The sequence below is a fragment of the Sodaliphilus sp. genome (assembly GCF_045598405.1).
In the GTDB taxonomy this organism is placed as follows: Bacteria; Bacteroidota; Bacteroidia; order Bacteroidales; family Muribaculaceae; genus Sodaliphilus; species Sodaliphilus limicaballi.
Genome location: NZ_JAZLLZ010000039.1, coordinates 1 through 10888, shown reverse-complemented (window position 1 = coordinate 10888; position 10888 = coordinate 1). Strand labels below are relative to the sequence as shown.

Annotated in this window: 8 protein-coding genes and 1 tRNA gene; 2 read left to right on the top strand and 7 right to left on the bottom strand. The window is 47.1% G+C overall.

Annotated elements, in window-relative coordinates; all coding sequences use genetic code 11:
* Nucleotides 1–521: 521 nt before the first annotated feature.
* The 5 genes from der to ACKI3C_RS03665 all read right to left on the bottom strand — a co-directional run bounded on the left by der (nucleotide 522) and on the right by ACKI3C_RS03665 (nucleotide 4892).
* On the bottom strand, nucleotides 522–1835 hold the full coding sequence (der, locus tag ACKI3C_RS03685; protein ID WP_407402167.1) for a ribosome biogenesis GTPase Der: 1314 nt from the start codon (nucleotides 1833–1835) through the stop codon (nucleotides 522–524).
* Nucleotides 1836–1904: 69 nt separating this feature from the next.
* Nucleotides 1905–2810, bottom strand: coding sequence for a GTPase Era (era, locus tag ACKI3C_RS03680; RefSeq protein WP_407402165.1), 906 nt, complete (start codon nucleotides 2808–2810; stop codon nucleotides 1905–1907).
* A 192-nt stretch (nucleotides 2811–3002) separates the two neighbouring features.
* Nucleotides 3003–3989: a beta-ketoacyl-ACP synthase III gene (locus ACKI3C_RS03675; protein ID WP_407402163.1), complete on the bottom strand. Its 987-nt coding sequence runs from the start codon at nucleotides 3987–3989 to the stop codon at nucleotides 3003–3005.
* A gap of 127 nt (nucleotides 3990–4116) precedes the next feature.
* Nucleotides 4117–4302, bottom strand: coding sequence for a 50S ribosomal protein L32 (gene rpmF / locus ACKI3C_RS03670; protein ID WP_407402161.1), 186 nt, complete (start codon nucleotides 4300–4302; stop codon nucleotides 4117–4119).
* Nucleotides 4303–4325: 23 nt separating this feature from the next.
* The gene (locus ACKI3C_RS03665) at nucleotides 4326–4892 is read right to left on the bottom strand and encodes a YceD family protein (RefSeq protein WP_407402159.1); all 567 of its coding nucleotides are present in this window, start codon (nucleotides 4890–4892) and stop codon (nucleotides 4326–4328) included.
* Between the two features lie 187 nt (nucleotides 4893–5079).
* Here ACKI3C_RS03665 and ACKI3C_RS03660 point away from each other — a divergent pair.
* Nucleotides 5080–5153, top strand: a tRNA-Pro gene (locus tag ACKI3C_RS03660).
* A 144-nt stretch (nucleotides 5154–5297) separates the two neighbouring features.
* A complete protein-coding gene (locus ACKI3C_RS03655; RefSeq protein ID WP_407402157.1) occupies nucleotides 5298–6500 on the top strand; it encodes a tyrosine-type recombinase/integrase in 1203 nt (400 codons plus the stop codon).
* On the opposite strand, the gene ACKI3C_RS03650 is transcribed toward ACKI3C_RS03655, so the two are convergent.
* Nucleotides 6492–8339 (bottom strand): hypothetical protein, encoded by a 1848-nt coding sequence (locus ACKI3C_RS03650; RefSeq protein ID WP_407402155.1) that lies wholly within the window; start codon nucleotides 8337–8339, stop codon nucleotides 6492–6494. The genes ACKI3C_RS03655 and ACKI3C_RS03650 overlap by 9 nt on opposite strands.
* The gene (locus ACKI3C_RS03645) at nucleotides 8339–10705 is read right to left on the bottom strand and encodes a hypothetical protein (protein ID WP_407402153.1); all 2367 of its coding nucleotides are present in this window, start codon (nucleotides 10703–10705) and stop codon (nucleotides 8339–8341) included. Before ACKI3C_RS03645 ends, ACKI3C_RS03650 begins: the two co-directional genes overlap by 1 nt.
* Nucleotides 10706–10888 lie beyond the last annotated feature (183 nt).

The window sequence follows — 10888 nt, the reverse complement described above, 5'->3', positions numbered from 1 at the left end:
CTCCCTTCGGTGGGGGTTATGTGCCCAAAGCAAGCTTTGTGCGTGTCGGCTTTCAGCCTCTAATTGTTAATATATTTTCAATGAAAAAAATCAGTGAGATCAGTGAGATCCGCGCGGGGAGTTCCATTGGTGAATAGTTACGTTATTATTAAATCATTCAACTTTAGCTTTTATAATAAATGATGCTAATTTGTTGTCCGGTAGGACAATATCTAAATAACCCCCACCGCCGAACGAAGTGGCGGTGGGGGTATAGGTAAACCGCAAAAATGCGTCCAGCAGGACGCTAATTGGAGCAAATAGGTGAAACTCAAATGGTTCCATATGCTAAAGTTGAGTAAATCAGTGTTACCTGTGAGATCTGCGCGGGGAGTCCGCAAAAAAAATTGAATTTCACTCAATCCATTTCATCTACAAGATAATTGCACATGTACTTCCACTCCTAATAGAACCCGCCTATAAGTAAAAAAGGAGCATCCTCGATTAATAAGATGCTCCTTTTGTTGTAATACTATATTCCTTTACTTCTCGCGGAAGAAGAGGTTGATGGGTGTGCCGGAGAGGTTCCATTTCTCGCGGATTTTGTTTTCGAGATAGCGCTTGTAGGGGTCGCGTATCCACTGGGGCAGGTTGCAGAAGAAGATGAACGTGGGCACCTTGGCTCCCTTGAGCATGGTGACGTATTTTATCTTGACATACTTGCCCTTGACTGCGGGTGGCGGGAATGCCTCTATGGCCTCTTGCATGAAGTTGTTGAGCTGTGACGTTGAGATTGTGCGCTGGCGGTTCTCATTGACCTCAAGGGCTGTCTCAAGCACCTTATAGATGCGCTGCTTGGTGAGTGCCGAACCGAAGATGATGGGGAAGTCGGTGAACGGCGCGAAACGCTCCCTGATGGTCGCTTCCATGTGCTTGATGGCTTCCTGACTCTTGTTCTCCACGAGATCCCACTTATTGACGAGCACGATGAGTCCCTTGCGGTTCTTCTCGATGATTGAGAAGATATTAACGTCTTGTGACTCAATGCCTCGTGTGGCGTCGATGAGCAGGATACACACGTCGCTATACTCGATAGAACGGATAGAACGCAGCACCGAGTAATACTCGATATCCTCGTTCACCTTGTTCTTCTTGCGTATGCCGGCAGTATCTACCAGATAGAAGTCGAAGCCGAACTTGTTGTAGCGTGCATAGATGCTGTCGCGTGTGGTGCCAGCGATATCGGTGACGATGTTGCGCTGCTCGTCCATGAGCGAGTTCACAAGCGATGATTTGCCGGCGTTGGGTCGTCCCACAATGGCAAAGCGGGGTATATCATCGGTGGGCTCATCCATGTCCTTCTCTGGCATTTTCTTCACTACCTCGTCGAGCAAGTCACCTGTGCCCGAACCGGTGATGGCTGATATCGACATGGGGTCACCCAGTCCCAGCGAGTAGAACTCGGCCAGGGCATATATGCTCTCGTTGTTGTCGTCTTTGTTGGCCACGACGATGGTGGGTTTCTTGCTGCGTCGCAAGATTGCTGCCACGTGGTCGTCAAGGTCGGTGACACCGTTCTTGATGTCCACCATGAACAGAATCACGTCAGCCTCATCGATGGCAAGATGCACTTGCTTATTTATCTCGCCCTCAAAGATATCCTCACTGTTGACTACCCATCCGCCGGTATCAACGACACTCATCTCCATGCCGTTCCACTCCATCTTGCCATACTGGCGGTCGCGAGTGGTGCCGCTGGTGTCGTTAACGATGGCAGCGCGTGTCTGTGTGAGTCGGTTGAAAAGTGTTGACTTACCCACATTGGGTCGTCCCACTATTGCTACTAATCGTCCCATTATTATTTCCTTACTTTATATTCTAGAATTTCTAGAGAGACTCTAAATTCTAGAAGGTTCTTATATTTCTTACTCTATATATCCAAACTGCCTGAGTTTATTCTCCTGGTTGCGCCAGTCTTTCTCTACCTTTACATAAAGTTCGAGGAACACACGCTTGCCGAAGAATTTCTCAATGTCCTTGCGCGACTCTATGCCCACGTGCTTGAGTTTCTTGCCCTGGTGGCCTATGATAATGCCCTTCTGGCTATCACGCTCCACATATATCACAGCCATGATGTGAATGTCTTTTTCACCTTCCTGGAAGAGTTCCACTATCACCTGGGTGGCATAAGGCACTTCCTTTTCATATCCCAGGAGTATCTTCTCCCTTATTATCTCTGTGACGAAGAAACGCGAACTGCGGTCGGTCAACGCATCCTTGCCGAAGTAGGGTGGGCTCACGGGCAGCAACTCAACGATGCGTGCCATGAGATTATCCACGTTGAAATTCTCGGTTGCGCTGGTGGGGAACACCTCGGCCTGCGGAAGCAACTGCTTCCACTGGTCGATGACACGCAACAGGTCGTCATTACCCTTCAAGAGGTCAATCTTGTTGATGACCAGCAGGATGGGTATTTTTTCCTTGGCTACCTTGTCGAGAAATTCCTGATTCTTGGTGGGCGACTCTATCACATCGGTTACATAGAGCAGGATATCGGCATCGACGAGGGCGCTTTTAGAAAACTCAAGCATGCTCTCTTGCAGTTTGAATTTGGGCTTGAGCACGCCAGGGGTATCGCTGAACACAATCTGGTAGTCATCGCCGTTGACAATGCCCATGATGCGGTGACGTGTGGTCTGAGCCTTGCTTGTGATGATAGAAAGGCGCTCGCCCACTAGGCGGTTGCTCAATGTGGACTTACCCACATTGGGGTTGCCCACGATGTTGACAAATCCCGCACGATGCTGCGGTGTAATGTTGCTGTCGCTCATTTATTTTCTATATTTTCTAGAAATTCCAGATATTCTTAATATACCTTAAATGAAAAATGCATCGCTACCCCGTTAATAGAGTTGTGATGCATTTTCAGTTATCATTTGATCATTCTCTAAGTTACGGTCTTATATATTCACATATAGGCTCACATGCACACGCCTAGGCGCCCACACGCTGCCCGCTGTGCATTATATAGCCCAAACTAGATATGATGCGCCCCAAGTGAATCCTGCGCCAAATGCAGTGAGGACAATCTTGTCGCCCTTCTTGAGCTTGCCCTTGAACTCATCAAGACAGATAGGAATGCTGGCAGCACTAGTGTTACCAGTGTGCTCGATGTTGACGAGCACCTTCTCCTCGGCAATGCCCAGACGTCCGCCCACAGCCTCGATGATGCGCATGTTGGCCTGGTGTGCAACAAACCAGTCGATGTTGTCATTGTTGAGGTTGTTGCGCTCCATCACGTCCTTTGTTGAGTTGAACATGTCCATAACGGCATTCTTATACACCGCACGGCCTTCCTGATAGAGGTAGTGCTCGCGAGCAGCCACAGTCTCAAGAGTAGCGGGCTTAGCGCTACCACCTGCCTTATAGACAAGGTTTTCAAGACCGCTTCCGTCCACGTGGAACACACCGTCCTGGAAACCAAGTGAAGTGTCCTCGGTGGGTTCCATGAGCACAGCACCTGCACCGTCGCCGAAGAGAGGACATGTAGCACGGTCTTGATAATCTACCATGCTCGACATCTTCTCGGCGCACACCACTATTACCTTCTTGTAAAGACCAGCCTTGATATAAGCGTTAGCAGCCTGTGCAGCAACGATGAAGCCAGCGCAAGCAGCCTGAATGTCATAGGCATAGCATTTCTTCTCCAGTCCGCAGCCGTGAGCAATCACTGATGCAGTGCTGGGGAAACGATAGTCGGGGTTAGAAGTAGCACAGATGAGCAAATCCACGTCGTCGGGATTAGTACCTGTCTCTTCAAGCAGCTTTTTCACTGCCTGGATGCCCAGATAAGAAGAACCAGCGTCTTTCTTAAGTATGCGGCGCTCCTTGATACCAACGCGAGTCATGATCCACTCGTCGTTAGTGTCCACCATGTGTGACAACTCCTCGTTGTTGAGCACATAGTCAGGAACATAAGAAGCAATGCCTTTTATTATTGCGTTAAGCATATAAAATCTTAATTTAGTCTATTAAAAACATATCCTAAATAAGGTGTTATGAGCTCATAGCAGCCATATTTAGGATACACCAACTTAATAAAGTCTATCTAGTTACTGTGCTTGAGGGTTGCATGCATTAAACAGCAGCTTCCTCGCCCATAACCTGCTTGCCACGATAGTAGCCGCACTCGGGACATACAGTGTGATAAACATGCCAAGCTCCGCAGTTAGAGCATTGTGCGATAGTGGGTGCTACAGCCACGTCATGAGTTCTTCTCTTGGCTGTACGAGTCTTTGATTGTCTACGTTTAGGATGTGCCATTTTGTTCTAATATTTTTATTTTTTTAATTATTATCTTTTAATTTCCTGAGTGCTTCCCACCTGGGGTCAAGACACTCCACTTCCTCATCACTTCCGTCATCTCCACTGGTTGCGCCGTCAAGCAAGTCGTCATTCAGGCCCTCAGCTGCATGGTCACTGAGTAATGCCGACATCTGCTCGTTGCACTCCCCGTCGGGGTGAACGTGAGTCATGGGGATGGTAAGCAACACGGTGTCCCGCACTAGCGGTGCCACATCGAGTTCTCGCCAGCTCTCGGGCACTATGAGCAGCTCATCGCGGCTGTCGTCATAGTCGGTGCCTTCAAGCTTAACGCCTATTTCATAAACGGTGTCTACAACATGGACCAAATCGTCAAGGCATCGGTCGCACCCTATAGTCACAGTGCCATTGCATGTAATAGACAAGCCAAAGAAGTCCTCGCGGCGTCTTTCCACAACTATTGTTGCTTCCACATCGCTGCAACGAACCTCAGTCTGCCCTATTTCATTGAAGAAGTTGGCATCAAGATGATACTTAAATGTCTCAATTCCAAATGCCATGCTTCTCAACTTAACATTGAATGAAGCCACTTTTTTCCTGAAATTTGCGTTAAATCGGTGCAAAGTTATAAACTTTATCGCTAATAATCAACCATTTTCACATCAAATTTCAAAAAAATGCCTTTTTTTTGCCTTTTTTCTCATTTTTTTTACCCCTTTTTGTTGTTGATTGAGGTTTATTTTGTAACTTTGCACCGCTTTTAACAAGGCAAAGACTCGGGGTGTAGCACAGTTGGTTAGCGCGCCACGTTCGGGACGTGGAGGTCGGAAGTTCGAGTCCTCTCACCCCGACTCAAGCAGGGATAGCAGGCAGTAAGACTGAATGTTATCCCTTTTTTCTTAAAATAAGCGGGACAAAATCGGGACAAGACCCATTCCCGAGAATTCCTATATTGTACAACGGTATGGCGTTTCTCTCAAGAAATGTCAAAAAAAATGTGCGCATACAAATCGCGTAAAACAATCCTTGATGCAGTGCCTCGGTACGAGGCTTCAAGCAATGTAGATTTCGTAAAGCAGAGCACCTTGCCAGTGCTCAGAGAGGGCAAAGAATGGTATATCGAGTTCTACGCCTACGACCCCGCCATTTGCCGATTGCGCCGCAAGCGCATCAAGATAAACCGCATCAAGAAAATCAAAGACCGCAGGGCATACGCACGCGACGTTATCAGTCGCATCACCACCCAGCTGGCGCGAGGATGGAACCCGTGGATTGCCAAGGATGTGGGCAATCTGTATGAGTTTGAGTCGGTGTGCAATTCGTATGAGCTGTATATTGACAAGATGTTCAACGGCGGGTATTTTCGCAAGCAAACTTACGCAGGCTACAAATCACGGCTGAACAGTCTGCGCAATTACGCTAAAACAATCGATAAGATTCACTACCTCTATCAGTTTGATCGCCCTTTCATCGTACGGTTCCTTGACTATAATTTTATAGAGAAGGATAACGGAGCACAGACGCGCAACAACTACCTGTCGTGGATTGCCACGTTCTGCGGGTGGTGCGTGGAGAAGAATTATCTCCAGTCGCGTCCTACCGACGGCATCTCCTACATAGACCGCCGTCACATCAGGAAAACGAGAGAGGTAATTCCTCAAGACATAGTGAGAAAAATCGGTCAATGGCTGGAGGTCCATGACAAGCCGTTCCTGCTTGCCTGCTACCTATTATATAACTGCTTCATCCGTCCCGTGGAGATGACACGCCTGAAGGTTGGCTGGATAAATGTAAAGGAGGGTACAATAACAATACCTGACGATGCGAGCAAGAACCATGAAACTATGGTCGTGACGCTTCCTATAAAGGTACTGAGGTATGCCATGGAGATAGGCACATTCTCAGCAGCCAATAGCGACTACATATTTTCCGACAAGCTATGGCCAGGTGTGAACCAGATTGACCCAAAGATTTTTCGAGATCATTGGGCAAAGGTTCGCAAGGCTTTGAACCTTAAAAAGGAGTGGCAGTTTTACTCGCTCAAAGACACTGGAATATCCGAAATGCTCGAGAGCAAAATGGCAAGCATCACAGTGAGAGACCAAGCACGCCACAGTTCGCTTGCTATAACAGAGCTTTATACTCGTCATCTGCAAAAGGCGAACAAGGACGTGCTTGACTGGGAAGGGTCACTCTAAGATTCTCCAAAACTCACCTTTGACCAAACGGCTGCGCCCTGACTCTGTAAAGGTCGCAGTCATCTTTTCACACAAATACCTCTTGCCATTGATATGGAACACGGCACGCACATTGGGCATCTTGTCGGCAAGGAACGAGAAGGTGAATTTCTGCCGAGTGTTTATCTTGTGTGTATTGAAGCGCAGCATTCCGTTGTTGCGGTTGATGCGCAAAGAGTAGTGAGGGCGAAAGATAGTTCCGTCGTGCCGAACAATCACGCTGTCGGTGTAAGGATGAGGATATTTTCCAGTAGCTTCTATGGCTCCATCCCAAAACGCCACAAAAATTTTGGAAAAGTATTCCACAACCTCATCTTTTTTCCCGCTTTCCAAGTCCTGAACAAGATAAGGTTGGATTAGTTCGCCTTCTTCAGCGGTTTGTATCACACCGCCTACTCTTTCCCCATCGGCGTTAGGCTCATCGTATGATGAGAACTTTAGAAAAAGGCAGTTGCCTTTATCTTCGTCAAGTTCATCAATCCATGCTGGTACTATGTCAAGCGAGATTTCTTTGGCATCGTCAGCATCATTAACGATGTGTGCGCCAAACTGGTTTACCGGCTGCAGGCAACAGTGGTACGCATTAATTTTATAGGTATATGTATTGTGATACTCGTTGCCATCTACAATCTCAATTTCCTCCCTAGTTTCGTATTCTGGAACATTCTTATAGGCACGGATGAGGAAGTAGGTATCCACATCCCGGGCATAGAACAGTTTGTTCATGCCCATGTTTCGAGCATAGGAATAGATTTTTTCATACCGTCGTGTAGCCTCAACGAGATCCGTCAGCAAGTCGTAGGACTGCACTTTGCCGTTTTTGATGCAGTCATCCACAAACCAACGGCATGACTCATACTGCCACATTTCATCGTCACGGTCAGCATAGACGATATTCTGTGCTTCACGATACTCACAGTCGTCATCGTCCTGTGAGATTGTGGCAGAGAACTCGTCAACTACCATGTGCAGTTCAACAGGATCCGCAAAGTTGATGACATCTTTTGAAAAAGCGAAAGAGACAAATTTCGCCCTGTGGTCGATGTCAAACTCGCAGTTGAGGAAGTACTCAAGTTTTTCAAAGAACTCTGCCACAGTCCAGTGAGGAAGCGCCCTTGCATATTGCGGGACATCCCATGCGGCAGGCAGCGTGTTGCAAAGCAGCAAGTAGCGATAGTCTGACTGTTCCCACGAGGAGAAATCAAATGAATAGCCCATAGCCTGGCATATCCGTTTTGTGATGGTGATAAGGAACGGCTGCCAAGAGAGAGCATCAGTTTCGGGAGCCCACTGGTATCCCCATTGGTTATAACGGTCTTGTGTACACACAACCTCGTTCTGGATATTACCCGAAGCATCATTTACCCACGGTAAGGCGACAGCGTCACCCACAGCCCATGCAGAAGGTGGTGTAATCTGCCTCGGTAATGTTGTTGGCCAAGAACCGAGGTCGAGGTCATTGATATAGACATTGTCAAAGGTTTCGTTGAAGTTCTGCTCGCTACGTCCCTCGAGGAACTGTGTCTTCACTTCCACCTCGTTGAGCTCAACGATAGCGATAGAGCCCGATTTACAGAAGTTATGGTCACGGATTTCACAGTCAAATACAACCTTCCGTTTATCCACGTCAGTGCGTTGGATGTTGCCGAAGATGGCTAAATTCTGCGCACACCTGCGGAGCGGGAAAGTAATTGACAAGGTAAAGGAATCGCTACCAGTAAAGTAACGATTCTCAACGATGTATTCAAACGAGGTGCCCTCTTTCAAGGCGGCAGGTTTGCCATTTATGATGATTTCCATTATCTTCTTGATTTAGGGGATTTATTCTTCATCAGCTGCTCATATTCGTCCTGAGCCTTTTTGATTCCAGCATCACCTGTGACTGTATTCACAGTAACGAAAGGCTCGTTGAGTCTTTGCTTCAGGTCGTAGATAACAGCGGAGAGTTCTGTTATCACGGCATCAGTTTGCGCGCGTGAAGACCCGATTTGAGGCGACGCTGCAGGTCCCGAAGCAGGTGTTTGCAGGTTTGCAATCGCCATGGGAGCGGAGATAGAGCGAGACACATCAGCCGAGCGGATAGAGCCGATAGTGTTCGTTCGCTGGGCAAAGTCGAGCATGTTGACGACGGCTCGAGCCTGAGGATTGGCAAGCAGTTTCTGCGATGCCACCCATTCGCCTGCATGGACTACGCCCACTTCCTCGTACTTGCCTCCCTTGGGGGTGAAACCACCTTCGGCATACCCTTGCGCATTAGATGCCTCCTGCTGTTTCTTGATGGCAGCGATTTGGATAGCACCTGCTGCAACTGCCATAGCGGCCGCGATTGGTGCCATAATGTGACCCACCAGTGGTATTGCGGCTGCTGAGCCATAAGCGGCTAGAGCATTCTGAGCCGTTTGAGCTACCGCCTGGATCACCTGCATGGCGAACATCTTGCGGTTAGCCTCGTTTTTCGCCTTGGCTATATCTTTTTCCTTATTCTTCTCCAGCTGGGCAACCTTATAGGAATTACCTTCGGCGCGTGAGATTTCTTTGTCATAGCGTTTTTCAATCGCTGCGGTCTGAATTTCAAGTTCCGCCTGGATGAGCGAAGAAAGACCGCTAAAGATGGAACCCATCTGTGAAACTACTAGATCAAACGATTGGGTTACAGCCTTTCCTCCTTCGCTATCCATCCAGTCGGTGAAGCTCTCGGCCATCCTTTCAAGGAGATTAGAGTTTTCACCTTGAATTTCCTGGTTGTATTGTTTAGCAAGGGCGAGTTTCGCATCTTGGAATGCTTTCTCAATGCGCAGCTTCTCTTTAGCATTGTCACCTGCCGCGTCGAGTTCCGCATTGAAAACCGCTGTGAGATTAGCAAGGGCAACATCATAGGCAGCCTTGTTTTCGGCAGCACTATTACCAAAAACATCTTCCCTGATTTTCTTTAATTGTTCTTGGTGTTTCTTTGCTTCATCCTCGGCTTTTTTCTGTTTCTCTTGTTGGTCCTTGAGGACTTTGTCTTGATATGCTGTTACAGCTGCAGCACGTTCTTTTGTCCCAGCGACAGTAATCTCGGTCATACGTTTCAGGTGAGCGAGTTCTAGCTGTTGCATCGTTTCTTGATAAGTGGTAGCGTCTAATTCGCCATCGATGTAGCATTGCTTGTGATAGGCCACCATTTCATCGTAGCCGGCTTTTTCTTCGGCAATGGTTGCGGCGTTAGCGTGCTCGGTCTGTTTTTTCTTTGCCTCGGCAGCGTCAGCCATAATCGAGAGGCGCTCTAATTCGGACAGGTCTGTACGTTCAAGTTGTTTTTTATAGAAGTCAACAGCTATTTCATCAATGCGCTGGGTATAAGCCTCGTAATCCTTCTCGCCAGTAGCATAGGCGATACGATTGAGTGCTTCTTCCTTCTGTCTCCATTCTTTTTCTGCTTTGAACTTATCTTCTGATTTTGAGTTTTTTGAAGACTTTGAAGATGTTGATGATGTTGTGTGATGATTATTGTTGTCGCTGTTACCGTTGTTACCATCTTCTTGTGGAGTTTCACTCCCTTGGTCGAGAAGATTCACACCTACTTTCTTCTCTAGAGCATGTACTTCAGTTCTTTTTTCTCTGGTTTTTTTTTCGGCATCCTCGAATTCTTTCTTTGCATTATCTTCAGATTCCATACCAAGAGTACGCATTAATTTTGCTATAAACCCATTGCGGTTATAACCCTGCAATGTGTTGGTACTACGAATATCATTATAGTTCTTATGCTTTTCATTTTCAACATCCTCAAGCTCGCTCAACTCGACATACGCTTTTTCAAGTTTCTCTCGATTTGCTTTTAAGAGAATTGATTCTTTGAGTTTGGCAAGATAATCGTCAAGAGCATCAGTATTATTGTTTATAAGTTCACCTTCTTTTGTAAGGTCGGCATGGTAACCAGGGACAATTTCTTTAAGAGTATCGAGAGCAGTCTTGCGTTCATCAAGTTCTCGGGTGTTATCGTTGATTATTTCAGTAAGTTTCTTAATCTTTTTCTGCGCAACGTCATAGTCTTTCATTAGCTCGCGCTGTTGTTTTCGCTCCTCTTCAATGCGAGCCTGCGCTTCCTTTTCTGCCTCCATATATTCGTAAATTGCAGTGACAACGGCTCCAACAAGAGCAGCAACTATTGCCAATGGATTCTTCATTAACGCCGCATTAAACTGCTTAACATACACAGTGGCCTCTTTTAATTAAAGAAACCCGTTTTTCAGACCCTATACATCAAGGAACGTGGTTAGTTCCTCTATGTATTTGAGCTTTGTGATATCCTCCCATTGGCCATCCTTCTCTGTTCGCACCTTCTTGTATTTTGAGAGCATTCTGAATAT